This window comes from Streptomyces sp. NPDC059003, assembly GCF_042740445.1.
Lineage (GTDB): Bacteria > Actinomycetota > Actinomycetes > Streptomycetales > Streptomycetaceae > Streptomyces.
The window spans coordinates 24,446-43,391 of record NZ_JBHYJH010000081.1 but is presented as its reverse complement, the minus strand read 5'-3'; the positions used below and the strand labels follow the sequence as shown (position 1 = coordinate 43,391).

The window sequence follows — 18,946 nt, the reverse complement described above, 5'->3', positions numbered from 1 at the left end:
GGGCGGTAGGTACTGGGTGGGCGGGCGGGAAGTCGCCGCCGCGGTAGCGGCGGGGGCTGTGCGCAGGGGGAGGGGCAACCCCGGTCCCCTGTGCCGGGGTTACCCCGGTCGGTGGGGTGGGGGGAGGGTGAGGAGGCGGGCGCCGTCGAGGGTGCGGATTTCGTAGCGCGCCACCCCCTCCGGACGGAGCCCCGTGCTGCCGACCGTGTTCACCACCCGCCCCACCGCCCGCCACGTCGTCACGGTCTCCTCGGAGCCGTCGACCCCGACAGCGACGAGCCGGCACGTGCGGGGCCCCGCCAGATCCCGCACGCGCAGGCCGACCTCGGTGCCCCAGGACCGCCCCCGCGCGGTGAGGACGGCCGACACCTCACCGCGCACGCCGCTCGCAGCGACCCGCTCGGGCCCGCCCGAGGTCAGGACGGCCGCCGTCGGCCCGGCGACGGCGAGAACGACCCCCGCCACGACGGCGCCGACCCACCGCCTGCGCCGGACCCGTCGCGCCCGCCCGGCCACGTCGACGAGGCGGTCGAGCAGCCGGGGGTCCGGCGCCGTGAGGGGGGCCGGCGCGGGCCCGTACGACCGGAGAAGGCGTACGGGCAGGTCGAGTTCGTCGAGGCGGGCCCGGCACCGAGCGCAGTCCATGAGGTGGTCCTCGAAGCGGAAGGCGTCCGCGTCGTCGAGGACGCCGAGCGCGTAGGCTCCGGCGTCACGATGCCGCTCCAGGGACCTCATGGCGTTCCTTGTCGGTGGGGGTGCTCCGTGCCCTCCCGTACGCAATCGGCCACCGAATCACTCAATCGGCCACCCGGCAGGGCGGCCACGGCCGCGTCCCCGCGCCGCCAAACGGGACCTCAGAACAGCTGGATGGCCAGGTGCCCCAGCGGAAGCCCCAGTTGCCACGCCGGTGTCCACACCTTCGGCACGTCGTCCTCGCCGGGCCCCGGCCCCCCGCCGGGCACCGCGTCGAGGTCCGGCGCCAGGAGCTCGGTCTCCTGGAGCCAGCGCCAGGCCGCCTCGGCGAGGACCAGGTCGGGCGCGGGGCCGCGCGCGGCCATCGCGTCCGCGGTGCGGCCGTCCATGCGCTCGTGGACCCAGTCCTGCCACGCCCTGTCATGGGCCGTCAGGGACAGCCACGTCTCCAGCTGGGACACCACGCGGATGCCCGACAGCTCGCCGCGCGTGTCCGACAGGAAGATCGTCAGCGCGAGCGCGTCGCGCCCCGCCCGGTACTCGAAGGACGTGGGCGGCATCAGATCGCCGGTGCGCAGCAACTCGTCCGCGATGTACTCGGCGTACAACCACGCCATCGGCACCGTCAGTTCGTCGCCTCCGGGGCCACCGGTGCCGTCCGTGCTCTCGTACAGCATCACGCTCCGCCTTCCTCTGCTCCGTGGACCCGTCACCGGATTCTGGCCCCCCACCCGGAACACGGATGAGGACAGCCGATTACCCAACGGGGGTGCTGAGCAAGGCGCTTTACCGAGCCTTGACCCGCGTGCCGGTTTCGGCGCAGGTCGGCGGGCCTGTGTTTTTCGGGTCACATCACGCTGAGTTTTGGTCTGTTCGGGCGACGTGTACGGCATTGCTGCTTGACTCGCCCTTCCGTCCATATGTGGATCGATTTACGTATTTTCTCCCTATAGGGAAAGTCTGGACGATGACTCAGCGCACCCGGCCCACCCGTCCCACGAGGCCCACCCGCCGTACGCGGCAGGCCCTGATCCTCCTCGCGGCCGCCCTCGCCGGGGCCACCACGGCCTGCGCCGCGCAGCAGCCCCCCGGACGGGAGGTCCAGAGGGAGGAGAAGAAGCCGGAGCGGGGCCAGGCGTCCAGGCATCCGGCGCCCGCCCTGTCCGCCGCCGGCGGCAGCAAGGGCGCCGCCCGCACCTTCACGCTCGCCGCGTCCGGCGACGTCCTGCCGCACGCCTCGATCATCCGCAAGGCCCAGGCGGACGCGGGCGGCGACGGCTACGACTTCGGCCCGATGCTGGCGGGCGCCCGGCCCGTGGTCGCCAAGGCGGACCTGGCGATCTGTCACATGGAGACCGTGTACGGCGCGAACGGCGACTACACCGGCTACCCCACGTTCAAGTCGCCCCCGCACGTGGCCCGCGCGCTCAGGGCGACCGGCTACGACGCCTGCTCGACGGCCTCCAACCACACCCTCGACGACGGCGCGGACGGGATCTCCCGCACCCTCGCCGCGCTCGACAAGGCCGGTGTCCGGCACGCCGGTTCGGGGCGCACCGCCGTCGAGGGCCGCTCGCCCGCGTGGCTGCGCGCGAACGGCGCGAAGGTCGCCCAGCTCGCGTACACGTACGGCACCAACGACATCCCGCTGCCGAAGGGCAAGCCCTGGTCGGTGAACCTCATCGACCGCGGGCGCATCCTCGCCGACGCGCGGGCCGCCCGGAAGGCGGGCGCCGACGTGGTGGTGGTCTCGCTGCACTGGGGCACCGAGTGGCAGGACGCCCCGGACCGCCAACAGCGCACCCTGGGGCGCCAGTTGACCGCATCGCGCACCAACGGGCGCCCCGACGTCGACCTCATCCTCGGCACTCACGCCCACGTCCCGCAGGCGTACGAGAAGGTCAACGGCACCTGGATCATCTACGGCATGGGCGACCAGATCGCCGGTGACATGATCAATCACTCCGGCGCCCACGACCCGCGCGGCAACCAGGGCACCGTCGGCCGCTTCACCTTCACGTCGCCGGAAAAGCCCGGCGGCCGCTGGGAGGTGACGAAGGCCGAGTTCGTCCCGCACTGGTTCGACACGGACGCGGGCCGCGTCGTCAACCTCAACGCGGCACTCGGCCGCGGCGCCGACGTACGGGACGTACGCGACCGCATCCGCCGCGTCGTCCTCAGCCGGGGCGCCGCGAAGGACGGCCTGGTGATGGGGGAGTAGCCGTCGTCCTACTCGGGCCCCGGCACCTTCGCCAGCTCCGACTTCCGGTACGAGTACGCGAAGTACACGCCGAGGCCCACCACGAACCACACGGCGAAGCGGACCCAGGTCTGCCACTCCAGGAACGTGATGAGCCAGATCGAGAAGACGACGCCGAGCGCGGGCACCACCGGCATGCCGGGGCAGCGGAACGTGCGCGGCAGGTCGGGGCGCTTGTAGCGGAGCACGATCACCGCGACGCACACCACGACGAAGGCGAGCAGGATGCCGATGTTGGTGAGCTCGGCCGCCTCGCCGATCGGCAGGAACCCGGCGATCGCGGCCGACGCGACACCGACGATCCAGGTCACGCGCGTCGGCACGTGCCGCGTCGGATGCGTCTTCGCGAACCACTTCGGCAGCAGGCCGTCGCGGCTCATCGAGAACCACACGCGCGTGCAGCCCAGCATGAACGTGAACATCACCGTGAGGATGCCGATGATCGCGCCGACCGCGATGACGTCCGCGAGCCCGCTGAGCCCCACCGCCTTGAACGCCGAGGAGAAGCCGCTCTCCGGGTCGATGTCCTTGTAGTCCTGCATGCCCGTCAGGACCAGGCAGGCGAGCACGTACAGGACCATCGAGATGGCCAGCGAGTACAGGATCGCCTTCGGCATGTGGCGCTGGGCGTCCTTGGACTCCTCGGCCGCGGTGGACATGGCGTCGTACCCGAACACCGCGAAGAACACCGTGGCCGCGCCCGTGAAGGCGCCGCTGACCCCGAACGGGAAGAACGGCTCGTAGTTGCCCGTCTCGACGTGGAAGAAGCCGACGCCGATGACGAGGAGGACGACGAGGACCTTCAGGACGACGACGACCATCTCGAAGCGCGCCGCGTTCTTGATGCCGAGGGTCAGCATGTACGCGATGAACAGGCACAGGACCGCGGCGAACAGGTCGACCTTGTGGCCGTCGCCGGTGCCCGGCGCGCCCAGCATCCAGGTGGGCAGCTCCGCGCCCATCTCGTTGAGGAGGAAGTTGAAGTAGCCGGAGATGCCGATCGCGACCACCGCCACGATCGCCGTGTACTCCAGGAGCAGGTCCCAGCCGATGAACCAGCCCGCGAGCTCCCCGAGCACCGCGTAGCCGTAGGTGTAGGCCGAGCCCGCCTTCGGGATCAGGCCCGCGAACTCGGCGTACGAGAACGCCGCCGCGGCGCTCGCGACGCCCGCGATCAGGAACGAGATCAGGACGGCGGGTCCCGCCTTCTCGTTGGCGACGGTGCCCGCGAGCGTGAAGATCCCGGCGCCGATGATCCCGCCGACGCCGATCGCGGTGAGCTGCCAGAGGCCGAGTGAGCGGGTGAGCCGGGTGCCCTCGCCGCCCGCCTCGGTCTCCTCGATGTGCTCGATGGGCTTGCGGCGCAGGACGCCCTGCCCCATCCGTAGTCCGGCCATGGGCCTCACCCTTCGCTGGCGGCGGTCGGCTGCTGGCGGATCATGATGGCCCAGGCGGCGGGGGCGCGGAAGGAGCCACGCGCCACCTGTGTTACGGCACGACCGTGACGGGCCAGCGGCCCGCCTTGACCAGACGCACCGCCACGGAGCCGATGATGCGGTGGCCCGCCTGCTCGGACGCGCCCACCACCACGGCGTCCGCCGTGAGCTCGTCGGCGGCGGTGACCAGGCCGTTGTAGGGGTCGCCGCGGAAGGTGTGGAACTCCCAGCGCACGTCGAAGATGTCCTTCACCCGCTCCGTCGCGTCCCGGATCTCGGCGATCAGGCCCTCGGCGATCTCGTCGGTGGTCTCCGCGACCGGCGCCCCGAGCGCGGCACCCGCCGCGAGGACCGGCTGGACGTAGACGAGGGCGAGCAGCGCCCGCTGCCGCCGGGCCAGGCCGGCGGCATATGCCGCAGCGCGGAGCGAGGAATCCGAGCCGTCGACTCCGACGACGATCACCTTGGGGCCGTCGGTGCCCCGTTCGAACTGCTGGGACGGCTGCTGAGCGGGCTCTTCGGTCACGGTTCCGAGGCTATCGGAGGACCTGGTTCCACGGCCCGGCGGCCTCGCAGGGGCCGTACAGAGCCGTACAGAGCCGTACAGGGCCAGCCGTACTGGGCCGTACCGGGCCCCGCGCGCCGCCGCTCGACGGGCGGCGCGCCCCGCCTGTTCTTACAGTCGTGACCATGAGTGCCAGCGTGCAGGACCCGGGCGCGGCGGACCGCGCACGCCGGGGCGGCCTCCGCGTGACCGGCCTCGGCCGGATCCCCGAGGTGTTCGCCGCGTTCTTCGGCACCCTCGGGCTCTTCTGCGCGGTCCTCGCCGTGATCGCACCGCTGCGGCGCCTGCTGCGGCCCGTGATCCGCTTCCTCGACCAGCTGACCGTGCCGGTCAGCCCGAACCTCGCCTACGCCGTCTTCCTGTTCCTGCTCGCCGCGGCCACCGCGGCCCGCAAGAAGGTCGCCTGGTGGCTCGTCGTCGTCTACCTGGGCCTGCTCCTCGCCTTCGACGTGCTCGGCCTCGCCCTCGGCTACTGGGGCGAGTCCCTGCCGTCCTTCGTCGTCTGCGGCGTGGCCCTGCTCCTGCTGGTCCTGGCCCGCGGCGAGTTCTCCGCCGACTCGCGCCGCGGCGCCCTGTGGCGGGCCGTCGCCGTGCTCGCGGCGGGCCTCGCCCTCGCGATCCTGCTCGGCTGGGGGCTCGTCGAGCTGTTCCCCGGCACGCTGCCGCGCGGCGAACGCCTGCTGTGGGCGGCCAACCGGGTGTGCGGCGGGCTCATCCACGGCCACGACTACTTCGACGGCTCACCGCCGCGCCCGCTGTACTTCTTCCTCGGCCTGTTCGGCGCCCTCGCCCTGCTGAACGCCGCCGCGACCCTGTTCCGCTCCCAGCGCATGGAAGCGGCCCTGCACGGCGACGAGGAGCCCCGCATCCGCGCCCTCCTCGGGGCTTACGGAGACCAGGACTCGCTCGGCTACTTCGCCACCCGGCGCGACAAGGCCGTCGTCTTCTCGCCCAGCGGCAAGGCGGCCGTGACCTACCGCGTCGAGGCGGGCGTCTGCCTGGCGAGCGGCGACCCGGTCGGCGACCGCGAGGCCTGGCCGCACGCCATCGCGGCCTGGCTCGACGTGGCCCGGCGCTACGCCTGGGCGCCCGCCGTCATGGGCGCGTCCGAGGACGGCGCGACGGCGTTCGCCCGCGCCGGGCTCGGCGCGCTCCAGCTCGGCGACGAGGCCATCCTGCACGTGCCGGACTTCGACCTGGACGGCCGGGACATGCGCGTCACGCGCCAGGCCGTGAACCGGGTCCGCCGCACCGGCGCCACCGCCCGGGTCCGCCGCCACTCCACCCTCACCGACGAGGAGATGGAGGAGATCATCGACAAGGCGGACGCCTGGCGGGACACCGAGACCGAGCGCGGCTTCTCCATGGCCCTGGACCGGCTCGGCGATCCGGAGGACGGCGACTGCCTGCTCGTCGAGGCCCTGGACACCGACGGCCGGCTCCTCGCCCTCCTGTCGTTCGTGCCCTGGGGCAGGGACGGCATCTCCCTGGACCTGATGCGCCGCGACCGCAGCGCGCCCAACGGCGTCATGGAGTTCATGGTCGCCGAGCTGTGCGCCGTCGCCCCGAAGTCCGGGGTGCGCCGCGTCTCGCTGAACTTCGCCGTCTTCCGGTCCGTCTTCGAGGAGGGCGCCCGCATCGGCGCGGGCCCGGTCCTGCGGCTCTGGCGCAAGCTGCTGCTCTTCTTCTCCAAGTGGTGGCAGCTGGAGGCGCTCTACCGCTCCAACGCCAAGTACCACCCCGAGTGGTACCCGCGGTTCATCTGCTACGCCGACACCGGCTCCCTCGCCCGCATCAGCCTCGCGTCCGGCATCGCCGAGGGCTTCGTCTCCGTGCCGTCGCTGCGCAAGCTGTGGGGCAAGGGCCACAAGCCGCGGGACGTCACCAAGCCCGCCACCACCGAAGGCCTGCCCTCCATCGCCGCGCTCGGCCTCGGCGACGCGGACACCACCGCCCGCGACCCGCTCGACGCGCTGCCCGAGCAGATCCGCATCCGCCACCGCAAACTGGACCGCCTGCGCGCCGACGGCATCGACCCCTACCCGGTCGGCATCCCCCGACGCACCCACCAACTGGCCGACGTCAAGCCCGACATGACGGGCACTCAGGTCACGGTCGCGGGCCGCGTCATGCTCGTACGCGACTTCGGCGGCGTCGTCTTCGCCGTCCTGCGCGACTGGTCCGGCGACCTCCAGCTCACCCTCACCCGCGACCGCTCGGGCGCCGACGTCCCGGGCGCCTTCACCTCCGGCACCGACATCGGCGACCACGTCACCGCCACCGGCGAGGTCGGCCGCACCGACAAGGGTCAGCTCACCGTCTTCGGCACCGCCTGGCAGCTCACCGGCAAGTGCCTGCGCCCGCTGCCCGACAAGCGCCGCGGCCTCGCCGACCCCGAGGCCAAGGTCCGCCGCCGCTATCTCGACCTGGTCGCGAGCCCCGACGCCCGCGACGTCGTCCGCGCCCGCTCCGCCGCCGTCCAGGCCCTGCGCCAGGGCCTGCTCGACCGCGGCTACCTGGAGGTCGAGACCCCGATGCTCCAGCAGATCCACGGCGGCGCCAACGCCCGGCCCTTCACCACCCACATCAACGCCTACGACCTCGACCTGTATCTGCGCATCGCGCCCGAGCTGTACCTCAAGCGGCTGTGCGTCGGCGGCCTGGAGAAGGTCTTCGAAATGGGCCGCACCTTCCGCAACGAAGGCGTCTCCTACAAGCACAACCCCGAGTTCACGATGCTGGAGGCCTACCAGGCCTTCGCCGACTACGACGTCATGCTCGACCTCACCCGCGAGCTGATCCAGGGCGCCGCCACCGCCGCGTTCGGGGCGCCCGTCGCCCGCAAGGACGGCATCGAGCACGACATCTCCGGGCCCTGGTCGGTCAAGACGGTGTACGGGGCGATCTCCGAGGCCCTCGACGTCGAGGTCGACGCCGACACGCCGCTGGCGCGCCTGCACCTGCTGTGCGACCGCGCGCACGTCCCGTACACCGCCGACGACGGCCGCGGCGACATCGTCCTCGAGATGTACGAGCGGCTCGTCGAGGAGAAGACCCAGCTGCCCACCTTCTACAAGGACTTCCCGACCGACGTCTCCCCGCTCACCCGCCAGCACCGCGCCGACCCACGCCTCGCCGAACGCTGGGACCTCGTCGCCTTCGGCACCGAACTCGGCACCGCCTACAGCGAGTTGACCGACCCCGTCGAGCAGCGCCGCCGCCTCACCGCCCAGTCCCTGCTGGCCGCGGGGGGCGACCCCGAGGCGATGGAGCTCGACGAGGACTTCCTCGACGCCCTGGAGTACGCGATGCCGCCCACCGGCGGCCTCGGCATCGGCGTCGACCGCCTCGTCATGTTCCTCACCGGCCTCACCATCCGCGAGACGCTGCCGTTCCCCCTGGTCCGTCGCCGTTGACGCCCCCAGAGGGCTGATCGGGTGCATTCGGGCGGCGCGCCAGTGTTGCTGAGCCACGCGGGCCTTCGGCCATGCGAGGCATTAGTCATGAAAGACGATCACCTGCCTTTGGTGCGGCGTGCTCTGCTGCGCGGTGCCGCCGTCGTCGGTCTCGCCGCGGTCACCGGCTGCGTGGGCACCGAGCGCGCCGGCGCCCCGGTCCGCCCCGCCGCCACCGGAGCGCCCGCCGGCGGCCCCCCGGCCGCCGCCCGCGCCCGCAAGCCCTCCGCGTACCGGCTCCAGCCCATGGCCGGATACGGGCCCCCGCGCGCCGCGCCCGCCCGCCCCGCGGTCCGCCGCGCGCCGATCCTGCGCCTGCCGGGCCGCACCCGCTCCATGGTCCTCACCTTCGACGACGGGCCCGACCCGCGCTACACCCCGGCCATCCTGCGCACCCTGCGGCGGTACGACACCCGCGCGATGTTCTTCGTGTGCGGCGAGATGGCCGCGGACAACCGGGACCTGCTGCGCGAGATGGCCGACGACGGGCACGTCATCGGCAACCACACCTGGAGCCATCCGCTGCTTCCCGCCCTCACGCGGTCCGCGATCCGCGACCAGATGGAGCGCACCTGCGAGGTCGTCGAGGACACCGTCGGCACCCCGCCCCTGTGGTTCCGCGCGCCCTACGGCGCCTGGAACCGGGCCGCCTTCGAGCTGGGCGCCCACCTCGGCATGGAGCCGCTCGCCTGGACCGTCGACACCCTGGACTGGCGCGAGCCCGGCACCGACACCATCGTGCGGCGCGTCCTGGACGGCGCGGGCCCCGGCGTGGTCGTCCTCTCGCACGACGCGGGCGGCGACCGCACCCAGAGCGTGCACGCCCTGAGCGGCTATCTGCCGGAGCTCCTGGACGCCGGGTACCGCTTCACGGTGCCGAGCCGCTACCGGGTGTGAGCCGCCGCGTCAGCGCACGTCGACCAGGCGGGCGAACACCACCACGTTGCCGTCGTACCCGCGCTGCTTGGAGAAGCCGCCGCCGCACGTGATGACCCGCAGCTCGGGGACGCCGCTGTTGCCGTACACGCGCTGGCCGGGGAAGTCGTTCTTCGCGAAGACCTCGATGCCGTAGATCTCGAAGACGGCGGTGCGCCGGTCCTGGCGCAGGACCTCCACGCGGTCGCCCTTCTTCAGCGAGCCCAGGCCGTAGAAGACGGCGGGCCCCCGCTGGTTGTCCACGTGGCCGACGACGACGGCCGTGCCCTTCTCGCCCGGCGACACGGCGCCCGTGAACCAGCCCGCCAGATTCGGGTCGTCCGGCGGCGGCGCGTCCACCCAGCCCTCCGGGTCGAGGCCGACCGCCATCACGGGGGCGTCCACGCGGATCCCCTTGATGCGGACGCGGTCGGCGGGCGAGAACGTCAGGGGGGTCGGGGCGCGCTGTGCGGCGGCGGGCGCGCGGTCCGCGGCGGCCGCCGACGCGGGCTGCGGCGGGCCCACGTCGAACTCCCCGGAGCCGTTGCGGATCAGCGCGAGCCCGGTGAGCAGCACCAGGGCCATCACGCCCCAGGGCGCGCGCTTGCGCGGCCGCTCCTCATCGAACGCGTCGAACGCGTCGAATTCCCCGCATTCTCCGGAAGGCTGCTCGAACGGCTGGGGCGACGACATTCCCTGTCCCCTTTCAAGGCGGCATTCCGGCCGCGTCCGTGGCGCGTAGCAAAACGCTAAGTGCAGCGCGCGCGGCGTGCGAAAGGGCGGGCGCGAACGGGTGGCGGCACCACGGGGCCTGCGCCATCCGAGTCGCTGCCCACAGGAAATTTCTGACGGTCCGTGACCTGCGGTGATATCCGCCCGCGCGGACACGCGTCGGCGTGTTGGCTCACCAGGACGGACGATCCCCGAAATGCGCCTTCCCACACGGCATCTGAGGGTCTTTCTGGGAGGCGCTCTCGCCGATCGACCGGGGAATGAGAGTCCTCGGGGTGTCTCCCGCGGAGGAGAACCATGCGAAATTCCCGTGCACTCGCGGCCCTCGTCGCCGCAGGCGCCGTCGTCGGGCTCGCCGCGCCGACGGCCGCCGCCTGGGCGGGTCCCAGCAACATCGTCGCCATGCCCAGCGTGATCGCGCGGGGCGGCCAGCTGACGGTCACCGTCGACAGCTGCGAGGCCCCCGGCACCGTGGAGTCGCCCGCCTTCCCGAAGACGAACCTCAACCCCATCCCCGGCGGCAGCACGTCCAGCGCGACGGTCACCGTCCACCACAGCGCCCACCCGGGCGCCTACGACATCACCGCCACCTGCAACGGCAAGCCGCTCACCCGGCCGTCCGCGTTCACGGTCATCCACGGCGGCGTCCGCGGCGGCCTCGGCGGCAGCTCCACGTCCGGCGCGACCAGCACCGACATGGCGATCGGCGGGGCGCTCGTGGCGGCCGCCGTGGTCGGCGGCGGCGTGTTCTGGATGCGCCGCAGGGCGGAGAACAAGGCCTGACGCACGCGGGTCACCCTCTGGCCGACCGGCCCGGCGCGTCCCCTTCCGCGCCGGGCCGGCCTTGCGTTGTCAGACATCTGACATCTGACATCCGACGTCAGATGTCAGGCGTCAGGCGTCAGGCGTCAGGACCCGCCCTCGCCGGTGCGGCGCCGGGTCCAGTAGTACGCCGTGCCGAGCACACCCGCGATGAGGGCTCCGCCCACCGCGATCTGATGGGCGTCGAACCCGCCGGCACTGCCGCCGACGCCCGCCTTCACACCCCTGGTGTGGTGCGGGGTGGGGTGGGTGCTGGAGCCCCCGCCGGCGATGGTGAGGTCCGTCGTGCCCGACTCCTGGCCGCAGGTGAACGTCACCTCGTACATCGCGCCCGGCTTGGCGTCCCAGAAGACGTGGGCCGTGGCCGACGACTGGCCCTTGGGGATGGTCACGTCGTCGAAGACGCCGGACGTCACCTTGGTGGTGTTGTCGCAGCCGTCGACGCTCAGCGTGACCTGCCCGCCCGCGGCGATCGTGGACGGGGTGACCCGGAAGCCGAACGACGTGATGTTCTCGTCGCCCGTCACCGCGGCGGACGCCGTGGGGGCCGTGAGGGTCAGGGCGGTGGCGGTGAGCAGAGCGGCCGAGGCGACGCGTATCGCGCGCATGATGATTCCTCCGGGTCCCCGAGGAGCAGCTGCGGACCTTCTTCCGCTATCGCCTGATATGCACCTCGATGCCGTGAACGCTAGGTACGGGGCGGGGGCACCGCGATCCCTGTCGAGCGAACGGGGCATTCCTGTGGGCCGGACAGGGGAACGCGGCGGTGTGGTGCGGCGGTGCGGGCGGGGGGATGTGGCAGGGCGTCAGGCGGCAGGTGCGGGCCTCGACGGCGGGCCGGGACGCTGCCGCGTCAGGGGGTGAGGCCGGTGTGGGAGGCCAGCCACGGGAGGTTCTTCTGCAGGCCGGGGCGCCACACCTGCCAGCTGTGGCCGCCGGGGAGCTGCATCAGCTCGGCCTTCATCCGGGCCTTCTTCGCCGCGGCGTACGCCGTGAGCGCCTGCGGCCGGTACGTCGAGTCGTCGGTCCCGGCGACGAAGACCCCCGCGGTGTCGGGGAACGACTCGCGGGCCATCACGTCCAGCGGGTTGACCTTCGCGAAGGCCGCCTCGTTCCCGCCGAAGGCCGCGTCGACGGTCTTCTTGCGGCTGCCGAGCGTCGGCTCGTCCTGCCCGGAGATGTCGACGAAGGAGCCGTACCGGTCGGGGGCGTTCACCGCCATCTGAAGGGAGCAGGTGCCGCCGTTGGACAGGCCGGAGATCGCCCAGTGCGCTCGGCCGGTGGCGGTCTGGAGGTGGGCCGCGGCCCAGTCCGGGACGTCCTCGGCGAGGTACGTCTGGACGTTGCCGAGCCTGGAGTCCATGCACAGCGGGTTGTCGAAGGAGCCGCCCAGCGGGTCCACGACCAGGACGACGGGCGCGAGCCCCGCGTGCTCGGCGGCGAAGGCGTCGAGCAGGTCCGGCAGCTGCCCGGAGGTGATCCAGTCCGCGGGGGAGCCGGGCTGACCGGCCATCAGGACGAGGACGGGCAGCGGCGGCCGGGGCGAGGCCTGGTAGGCGGGCGGCAGATAGACGTACGCGTCCCGGGCGTCGAAGTGCGACTTCGTGCCCGGGATGGACGCCTTGGACACGGTGCCCTCGGCGGGCAGGTCCGCCGGCGCCTTCCACACCTCGGACACCGCCTGGCCCCGCTCCACCCGGAGCAGCGGCTCCTTCCTTCCGGCCGCCTCCTTGAGGCCGACCGTGTCCTCGGGGCCGAGCATGGTGCGCAGGGTCGGATAGTTGTCGTAGTGGATGTTGACCTCGTTCAGGCCGAGCACCGCGACGAGCGCGCCCGCGACCAGCGCCCCCGCCCGGCCGCGCCAGCGCAGCGTGGGCAGGCGGAACAGGGCGAGGCAGACGCCGAGGATCGCGACGCCGAGCCACACCACGACGTCCGTCGGCAGCTTGTCGGGGAACGGCTGCCACCAGTCGTCGACGACCACCGGGACCAGGAACGCGAGCAGCCCGGAGAGGACGAGCGCGCACGGCAGGAGCAGCGTCCACCAGCGGCGGTCGCGGGAGAGGAGCAGCAGCGCGAGACCGAGCGCGCCGAGCACCCGCAGCGTCACCGGCACCGCCCCGTCGACCAGCGACCAGTCCAGCGGCCCCGCGGCCGTCGCCACCCGCTCCACGCGCGTCCTCCTTCTTCTCCCGGTCTCCCGGTTCTCCCGGTTCTGTCGGTCCTGGCGGTTCTCCCGGTGCCCTGCCGGGGTGCCGGTGTTCTGCCGGTGTCCGCGGTCCGTGACCGCGGTCAGGACCAGACTGCGCTGGTCGGGAGCGGGCCGCAGCGCGGGGCGGGGCCGGGGCGCGCGGGGCGGGGCCGTCCGGGTCACACACCGTGTGCTCGCAGCGCACAGACTGACCCGGCGCACACACTCCCCAGACGGTGGCCGATGAGGGTTTCATGACGCATATGCCGTACGGATGAGTGGGACGGGGGACGGCGGGGGCATCCGTGCGGCGGGGCCACCGGTACTTCCCCTGCGCCGGTGGCCCGCGCGCGGCCGGGCGGGATCTTCGTCCATGCCTCCCGAACGGGCGATCCCGGCCCGGCCTACCCCTCTCGCCGGGATCGCCCTCCGTTCGGCGGGACGGCTCCCGTTCGGCCGGGCCGCTCCTGCCCGGCGGGGGCCGCACGGGGCACCGCTATCCGGAGGCTCTTGCGGCGGCGGCCGTGACGGGACGCGGGCGGACGCGGTTCGCACCATCAGCGTCCGATCCGCCCGATCGCCGCCGATCCGCAGCCGATCCGCCCGATCGGCGCCCGGATCCGCCCGCCGCCCCGCGAAGGACTGCGCATGCCCCCGACCCCGCTCCCGCGCGCCCGCTTCCGTACGGTCGCCGCGTCCGGCCTCGCGGCCGTCTCCCTGCTCACCGGCACGGCCCCCACGGGGCACGCGGCCGCGCCCGCCGCAGCCCCGCACGCCACCGCACCCCCGCTCCGGAGTGCGGCCGAGTGCGGGATCGCGCTGTCCCCGCCGCTCCCCGTGCCCGCCCCGAGGCCCGACGGCCGCGGCGCGGCCATGGACGACATGCGCCCGCACTACGCCCGCTCCTACGCGCGGCACACCAACCTCGCCGACGACGTGGTCGCGTACCGCCGCTGGCAGTGGACCCAGCTGTACACGTCCCTCGACGCCCAGCGCAGGGCAACCCCCGACGACCTCGACGTGTACCGCCTCCAGGCCGACGCCTACCTCGTGAACAGCGCGTACGGCGAGGCCCTCGGCCAGCTCGACCAGGTCCTGCGCCGCCGGCCCGGCGACCTCCACGCCCTCGCGGTCACGACCCTGATCCGCTGGTCGCTCGGCAACCGCGACGACGCCCAGTGCCGCATGGCCGCGCTCACCAAGCAGTCGGCGGCCGCGGCCCGCGACCTGCGCCGCTTCATCCGCACCACCGACGCGAGCCAGTACGCGGCCTACGGCGCGGCCCCGGCGTCCACCGCCCGCCCCGACGCGATCGCGGTGTTCGGCGAGTCCCCGCACCCCGACGGCACGCCGACCCCCGGCCTCCTCGCGCGCCTGACGAAGGCCAAGGAGATGGCGGACCGCTTCCCCGACGCGTGGCTCGTGGTGAGCGGCGCCGCCGTGCGCACCGAGCATGCCGAAGCCGACGTGATGCGCGACTGGCTGGTCCGGCAGGGCGTGGCCGCCGGGCGGATCATCACGGACGACCGGGCCCGCGACACCGTGGGCAACGCGATGGGCATGGTCGCCGCGTTCCAGAGCCACGACCTGCACCACGTCCTCGCCGTCGCCACCGCGCAGCACCTGCCGCGGGCCGTGACGACCCTCAAGGCCCTGGCGGCCCGCTACCACTGGCCCCTCACGACCGACGCCGCCGCAGGCGGGCCGCCCACCGCCGCGTCGGCCCAGGCCGGCGAGCGCCGCTACACGTACGTCAGCGCCGCCCGTGCCGCGGGCTTCTTCGAGCGGGACGACTTCGCGCGGTACGCCAGGTAGTCATACGTCACGCGCGGGGCGCCCGCCTCACGACGCGGTCCGCGCGCGGTGGCGGCGTACCGCGTCGCGGTTGGCGCAGCGGTGGCAGCAGTAGCGCTGCCGCCCCGTGCGGGACGTGTCGGCGAAGATCGCGGTGCACTCGGTCACGGCGCAGCGCCTGAGCCGGTGCATGCCGCGCCCCACCAGATGGAGCGCGGTGCCGACGGAGATGAGCGCGAACAGCAGGGAGCCGAGCGGCTGCCGGTCGTCGCGGAAGTGCAGATGCCAGCCGTCCCCCGCGTGGTCGGTGAGGCGGGGGTAGGCGGAGCTCGCCGCCAGCATGCCGTTGAGCAGACCGGCGCGTTCGTGCTCGTCGGTGGCGTCGACGACCTTCTCCCACGCCTGGACGGCGGCCCGCGCGCGGTCCAGGTCCTCCGGTGTGACCGGGCCTTCCAGGGTGAGCCCCGCGGCGCGGCAGCGGTCCGCGAGCTCATCGGCGCTCGCCGGGGGCCGGTTGGCCAGGTCGGCGGCCAGATTCACCGCGTCCATGCCGTAAGGGTTGAGCTGCATAAGCCTATTACAGCAGGTTGGTCGGCATGAAGCACCGTGACTTCGGGCCATGGACGGGCGGCCGGTGAGCGCCGCCCAGTTGGGGCTGCTGCTCTCGGCGGCCCAGCTGGTGCCGCTGGCCGGGCTGCTCGTGGCCGGGGAACTGCTCGACCGCTACGGCGAGCGGTGGGTCGTCGGGACCGGCGCCTGCGTCGTCGCCCTCGCCCTGCTCCTGGGCTGCGCCGCGCCGGGATACGGGTCCCTGCTCCTCGTCCTGCTCGTCGTCGGCGCGGGCTACGGCACCGTGCAGCCCGGCGGGAGCAAGTCGGTGGCGTCCTGGTTCGGCGCGTCCCAGCGGGGCCTCGCGATGGGCATCCGCCAGGCGGGCCTGCCCCTCGGGGCCGCGCTCGCCTCGGCCGTACTGCCCGTCCTCGCCGGGGCGTTCGGCTGGCGGTCGACCCCGGTGGCCGGGGGACTCGTCGCGCTGCTCGGAGCCGTCGTCTTCATGGGCGGCTACCGGCGGCCGCCCACCGCTTCCCGGGACGGCGTGCCGTCCGCAGGTCCGTCGCCCGGCCCTTCACGCGTACCGCTCACGTCACAGCCCGGCGCCCGGCTCCGCATGCTCCGCGAACCGCCGCCCTCGTCCTCGTCGGGGCGCAAGGGGCCGGAGTCGTTGGCCGTATCTGCCTCGCGGCCTGGAGCGACCGCGGCTGCGGGCGCTACGCCACCGTCATGACCTGCATGGTCGCCGTGATCGCGGGGACGGTGGCGCTGATCACGCCCGCGGGGCGCTCCCCGGTGGCGGCCTGCTGCCTGTTCGTCTGGCTCGGGTTCACCGACAGCTTCACCCCGGCCTGGGCGCTTCTGGCCGCGCTGACCACGGTCGCCCTCGCGGTCTCGGTGCGCACGGAGCGCCCGCCCCGTACCGCTGGAACTCCGGCTGCCCGGACTCCCTGACCCCCGCCTCGCCGAACCGCCCCAGATACGGAGCCACGCCATGCCTCACCTGCTGCCGGACCCCGGACCGCAGCGCGTCATCGCCGCGTCGAACTTCGTCTACACCGTGGGCAGCGGCCTCTACCTCACCGCCGGGGTCCTGTACTTCACCCAGGCGGTGCACCTTCCCGCGAGCCAGGTGGGACTCGGACTCGGCATCGCCGGTGTCGTCTCGCTGGCCGTCGGCATCGCCGTCGGCCACCTCGCGGACAGACGCGGAGCACGCGGGGTGTACGCGGCCACGCTCGTCGTCCAGGCCCTGGCCACGGCCGCGTTCGTCCTGGCGGACAGCTTCTGGCCGTTCGTCCTCGCCGTCGGCACGGCCACCGGCGCCAAGGCGGCGGGCCTCGCCGCGCGCAGCCCGCTCATCCGGCACTACGGAGGAGACCGGCCCCAGCGGTTCCGCGCCTACCTCCGTGCCGTGACCAACGTCGGCATCTCCCTCGGCGCCCTGCTCGCCGGGTGGGCCGTCCAGGTCGACACGCTCACCGCGTACCAACTCCTCGTCGTCGGCAACGCGTTCGCCTTCGCGGCGGCCGCGGCGATCCTGGTCCTGCTGCCACCGGTCGCCCCCGCGCCCGCCGCCCGGGGCCCGCGCTGGCTCGCCCTGCGTGACCGGCCCTACCTCCTGCTCACCGCCCTCGACGGCATCATGGCCATCCAGTTCAAGGTCCTCACCCTGGCCATCCCGCTCTGGCTGGTGGCGGCCACCACCGCGCCGCGCTGGCTCGTCTCGGGCACCCTCGTCGTCAACACGGTCCTCGTCATCGCGCTCCAGGTACGCGCCAGCCGCAGCGTCGATTCCCCCGCGGCGGGCGGCCGCGCCTACCGCCGCTCCGGCGTGGCCTTCCTGCTCTCCTGCGCGCTGATCTCGCTGTCGGCGGGCCTGCCGGCCTGGGCGGCGGTGACGCTCCTCATGGGCGCGGTGGTCATCCACACGGTCGGTGAACTGTGGCACTCCGCCGCGGGCTTCGAGGTGTCCTTCGCCCTCGCCCCCGACCACGCCACCGGCCAGTACCTGGGCGTGTTCGGCCTCGGCGCGGGCCTGGCCGAAGCCGTCGGCCCCGGCCTGCTGATCTCGCTCTGCGTCACCTGGGGCCGCCCCGGCTGGTACGTCGTGGGAGCGCTGTTCGCCCTGACGGGCCTGGCGGCGCCCCTCGCCGTCCGCTGGGCTCAGCAAAAGCAGGGTACGTGGCGGACGCCGCGCGCGGTCGAGGGCGTCGTGGGGAAGGCGACGGTCGCCTGAACTCATGTGTGTGAGCGGGGCGTTGCCGCCGCCGACCGGGCCGTCGCGGCGGCGGCCGGAAGGTCCCGCAGCGCCCGCACAGGAGAGCAGAAGACCGGCACGAACGCGCACGCCAGGCACACCGCGCCCGTCCACACCGCCGCGCGGACGCCCGCCGTCTCGCCGATGACGCCGCCGAGCACCGAGCCGATGGTGAGCGCGCCGCTCAACAGGAACCGGAAAGTGGCGTTCATGCGGCCGAGGAGCGGATCGGGCGTCAACTGCTGGCGCAGGGTGACGCCCAGGACGTTGTCGATCCCCGTCTTGGCCATGGCGACGAGCCAGCCCGCGCCCGCCACCCACAGCCACGGCCCGTCCCCGACCAGGGCCACGGCGAGCCCGGCCGGGGCGCACCACAGGCCGGCGTGCGCCAGGGCACGGCCGTGGCCGACGCGGGCCGCGAGGCGCCGCGCGCAGGCCGCGCCGAGCAGCAGGCCGAGGCCGCCCGCCGCCCAGTACAGGCCGAGCACCCCGGCGGACAGGCCGAGTTCGCGGGCGAAGAGCACCGGCAGCATCGAGTTCACCAGCTGCGCGCCCAGGTTGGCGAACGTGGCGGTGAGCGCGAGCGCGCGCAGCTCACGGCTGCCGAAGACATGCCGCAACCCCTCCGCGACCTCCGCCCGCAGGCGTCCGCGGGCAGCCGGTGCCGCGGCGGGCGCCCGCCGTCGGCCGACGCCGGTGAGGCCGAGCGCGGAGGCGAGGTAGGCGACCGCGCCGCCCGCGATCGCCAGGGGAGCGGTGGCCAGTTGGACCAGGAAGCCACCCGCGCCGCGCCCGGCGATGTTGGCGCCCGCCATCAGGCTCACGATCGCGGTGTTCGCCGGGATCAGGCGGTCCCGGCCCACCAGGTCCGGCAGGGCGCTCTGCGAGCCGACGTCGAAGAACACGGTGGCGCAGCCGTTCAGGAGGACCACCGCGTACAACTGCGGCAGCGACAGCGCGTCCAGCCACCACGCCACCGGGACCGAGGCGAACAGCACGGCGCGGGCGGCGTCGGCGGCCACGAGGACCCGGCGCGCGGGCAGCCGGTCCACCCAGGCGCCCGCGGGCAGGGAGATCAGGAGGAAGGCCGCGGTGGACAGCGCGGCGAGGGCGCCCGCCTGGCCGGGGCTCGCGTCGAGCACGGTGACGGCGAGCAGCGGGATCGCCACGTACCCGATGTTGGAGCCGAGATGGCTGAGCGCGCCGGCCGCGAAGAGCGCCCGGAAGTCGCGCAGCCGCCAAGGGGAGGAGCCGGGTCTTGAGGTCATGCG

At 73.6% G+C, this 18,946-nt stretch carries 17 protein-coding genes; 8 read left to right on the top strand and 9 right to left on the bottom strand.

What is annotated here, in order from left to right:
* Positions 1–99: 99 nt before the first annotated feature.
* Positions 100–735: an anti-sigma factor family protein gene (locus ACFWZ5_RS26195; RefSeq protein WP_384803778.1), complete on the bottom strand. Its 636-nt coding sequence runs from the start codon at positions 733–735 to the stop codon at positions 100–102.
* 119 nt (positions 736–854) lie between these two features.
* Positions 855–1,370, bottom strand: a complete 516-nt coding sequence (locus ACFWZ5_RS26190) for a hypothetical protein (protein ID WP_384803784.1) — start codon at positions 1,368–1,370, stop codon at positions 855–857.
* 290 nt (positions 1,371–1,660) lie between these two features.
* Here ACFWZ5_RS26190 and ACFWZ5_RS26185 point away from each other — a divergent pair, with 290 nt between their 5' ends.
* Entirely contained in the window at positions 1,661–2,914 is a 1,254-nt protein-coding gene (locus tag ACFWZ5_RS26185; RefSeq protein WP_384803775.1) for a CapA family protein, read from the top strand.
* Between the two features lie 8 nt (positions 2,915–2,922).
* Here ACFWZ5_RS26185 and ACFWZ5_RS26180 read toward each other — a convergent pair whose 3' ends face one another.
* A complete protein-coding gene (locus tag ACFWZ5_RS26180; protein WP_384803772.1) occupies positions 2,923–4,350 on the bottom strand; it encodes an amino acid permease in 1,428 nt (475 codons plus the stop codon).
* Between the two features lie 91 nt (positions 4,351–4,441).
* Entirely contained in the window at positions 4,442–4,915 is a 474-nt protein-coding gene (locus tag ACFWZ5_RS26175; RefSeq protein ID WP_384803769.1) for a universal stress protein, read from the bottom strand.
* 164 nt (positions 4,916–5,079) lie between these two features.
* Here ACFWZ5_RS26175 and lysX point away from each other — a divergent pair, with 164 nt between their 5' ends.
* Positions 5,080–8,370: a bifunctional lysylphosphatidylglycerol synthetase/lysine--tRNA ligase LysX gene (lysX, locus tag ACFWZ5_RS26170; protein WP_384803766.1), complete on the top strand. Its 3,291-nt coding sequence runs from the start codon at positions 5,080–5,082 to the stop codon at positions 8,368–8,370.
* Between the two features lie 87 nt (positions 8,371–8,457).
* Positions 8,458–9,306, top strand: coding sequence for a polysaccharide deacetylase family protein (locus ACFWZ5_RS26165; RefSeq protein WP_384803763.1), 849 nt, complete (start codon positions 8,458–8,460; stop codon positions 9,304–9,306).
* Positions 9,307–9,315: 9 nt separating this feature from the next.
* On the opposite strand, the gene ACFWZ5_RS26160 is transcribed toward ACFWZ5_RS26165, so the two are convergent.
* Positions 9,316–9,909, bottom strand: coding sequence for a class F sortase (locus tag ACFWZ5_RS26160; RefSeq protein ID WP_384803780.1), 594 nt, complete (start codon positions 9,907–9,909; stop codon positions 9,316–9,318).
* 444 nt (positions 9,910–10,353) lie between these two features.
* Here ACFWZ5_RS26160 and ACFWZ5_RS26155 point away from each other — a divergent pair, with 444 nt between their 5' ends.
* On the top strand, positions 10,354–10,839 hold the full coding sequence (locus ACFWZ5_RS26155; RefSeq protein WP_384803760.1) for a hypothetical protein: 486 nt from the start codon (positions 10,354–10,356) through the stop codon (positions 10,837–10,839).
* 125 nt (positions 10,840–10,964) lie between these two features.
* Here the strand turns inward: ACFWZ5_RS26155 and ACFWZ5_RS26150 are convergent, their stop codons facing one another.
* Complete coding sequence (locus ACFWZ5_RS26150) at positions 10,965–11,486, bottom strand: hypothetical protein (RefSeq protein ID WP_384794509.1); 522 nt, start codon at positions 11,484–11,486, stop codon at positions 10,965–10,967.
* Positions 11,487–11,731: 245 nt separating this feature from the next.
* A complete protein-coding gene (locus ACFWZ5_RS26145; protein ID WP_384891319.1) occupies positions 11,732–13,252 on the bottom strand; it encodes an alpha/beta hydrolase in 1,521 nt (506 codons plus the stop codon).
* Positions 13,253–13,717: 465 nt separating this feature from the next.
* Between ACFWZ5_RS26145 and ACFWZ5_RS26140 the strand changes: the two genes are divergently transcribed.
* A complete protein-coding gene (locus ACFWZ5_RS26140; RefSeq protein WP_384794506.1) occupies positions 13,718–14,884 on the top strand; it encodes a YdcF family protein in 1,167 nt (388 codons plus the stop codon).
* Positions 14,885–14,911: 27 nt separating this feature from the next.
* On the opposite strand, the gene ACFWZ5_RS26135 is transcribed toward ACFWZ5_RS26140, so the two are convergent.
* Positions 14,912–15,433: a CGNR zinc finger domain-containing protein gene (locus tag ACFWZ5_RS26135; RefSeq protein WP_384794504.1), complete on the bottom strand. Its 522-nt coding sequence runs from the start codon at positions 15,431–15,433 to the stop codon at positions 14,912–14,914.
* 49 nt (positions 15,434–15,482) lie between these two features.
* On the opposite strand from ACFWZ5_RS26135, the gene ACFWZ5_RS26130 reads away from it, so the two are divergent.
* Genes ACFWZ5_RS26130 through ACFWZ5_RS26120 form a run of 3 tightly spaced genes read left to right on the top strand, consistent with a single transcriptional unit; the run spans position 15,483 to position 17,654 of the window.
* Positions 15,483–16,148: an MFS transporter gene (locus ACFWZ5_RS26130; protein ID WP_384794502.1), complete on the top strand. Its 666-nt coding sequence runs from the start codon at positions 15,483–15,485 to the stop codon at positions 16,146–16,148.
* Positions 16,145–16,369, top strand: coding sequence for a hypothetical protein (locus tag ACFWZ5_RS26125; RefSeq protein WP_384794500.1), 225 nt, complete (start codon positions 16,145–16,147; stop codon positions 16,367–16,369). The genes ACFWZ5_RS26130 and ACFWZ5_RS26125 overlap by 4 nt, the downstream gene beginning before the upstream one ends.
* A gap of 40 nt (positions 16,370–16,409) precedes the next feature.
* Entirely contained in the window at positions 16,410–17,654 is a 1,245-nt protein-coding gene (locus tag ACFWZ5_RS26120; RefSeq protein WP_384794498.1) for an MFS transporter, read from the top strand.
* A 2-nt stretch (positions 17,655–17,656) separates the two neighbouring features.
* On the opposite strand, the gene ACFWZ5_RS26115 is transcribed toward ACFWZ5_RS26120, so the two are convergent.
* Positions 17,657–18,943: an MFS transporter gene (locus tag ACFWZ5_RS26115; RefSeq protein WP_384794496.1), complete on the bottom strand. Its 1,287-nt coding sequence runs from the start codon at positions 18,941–18,943 to the stop codon at positions 17,657–17,659.
* Positions 18,944–18,946 lie beyond the last annotated feature (3 nt).

Bases quoted from the DNA above. Each gene is read 5' to 3' on its own strand.
- ACFWZ5_RS26125 (WP_384794500.1), top strand. From the start codon at position 16,145: ATGACCTGCATGGTCGCCGTGATCGCGGGGACGGTGGCGCTGATCACG.
- ACFWZ5_RS26130 (WP_384794502.1), top strand. From the start codon at position 15,483: ATGGACGGGCGGCCGGTGAGCGCCGCCCAGTTGGGGCTGCTGCTCTCG.
- ACFWZ5_RS26150 (WP_384794509.1), bottom strand. From the start codon at position 11,486: ATGCGCGCGATACGCGTCGCCTCGGCCGCTCTGCTCACCGCCACCGCC.
- ACFWZ5_RS26180 (WP_384803772.1), bottom strand. From the start codon at position 4,350: ATGGCCGGACTACGGATGGGGCAGGGCGTCCTGCGCCGCAAGCCCATC.
- ACFWZ5_RS26195 (WP_384803778.1), bottom strand. From the start codon at position 735: ATGAGGTCCCTGGAGCGGCATCGTGACGCCGGAGCCTACGCGCTCGGC.
- ACFWZ5_RS26115 (WP_384794496.1), bottom strand. From the start codon at position 18,943: ATGACCTCAAGACCCGGCTCCTCCCCTTGGCGGCTGCGCGACTTCCGG.
- ACFWZ5_RS26155 (WP_384803760.1), top strand. From the start codon at position 10,354: ATGCGAAATTCCCGTGCACTCGCGGCCCTCGTCGCCGCAGGCGCCGTC.
- ACFWZ5_RS26135 (WP_384794504.1), bottom strand. From the start codon at position 15,433: ATGCAGCTCAACCCTTACGGCATGGACGCGGTGAATCTGGCCGCCGAC.
- ACFWZ5_RS26120 (WP_384794498.1), top strand. From the start codon at position 16,410: ATGCCTCACCTGCTGCCGGACCCCGGACCGCAGCGCGTCATCGCCGCG.
- ACFWZ5_RS26190 (WP_384803784.1), bottom strand. From the start codon at position 1,370: ATGCTGTACGAGAGCACGGACGGCACCGGTGGCCCCGGAGGCGACGAA.
- ACFWZ5_RS26165 (WP_384803763.1), top strand. From the start codon at position 8,458: ATGAAAGACGATCACCTGCCTTTGGTGCGGCGTGCTCTGCTGCGCGGT.
- ACFWZ5_RS26140 (WP_384794506.1), top strand. From the start codon at position 13,718: ATGCCCCCGACCCCGCTCCCGCGCGCCCGCTTCCGTACGGTCGCCGCG.
- lysX (WP_384803766.1), top strand. From the start codon at position 5,080: ATGAGTGCCAGCGTGCAGGACCCGGGCGCGGCGGACCGCGCACGCCGG.
- ACFWZ5_RS26160 (WP_384803780.1), bottom strand. From the start codon at position 9,909: ATGGCCCTGGTGCTGCTCACCGGGCTCGCGCTGATCCGCAACGGCTCC.
- ACFWZ5_RS26185 (WP_384803775.1), top strand. From the start codon at position 1,661: ATGACTCAGCGCACCCGGCCCACCCGTCCCACGAGGCCCACCCGCCGT.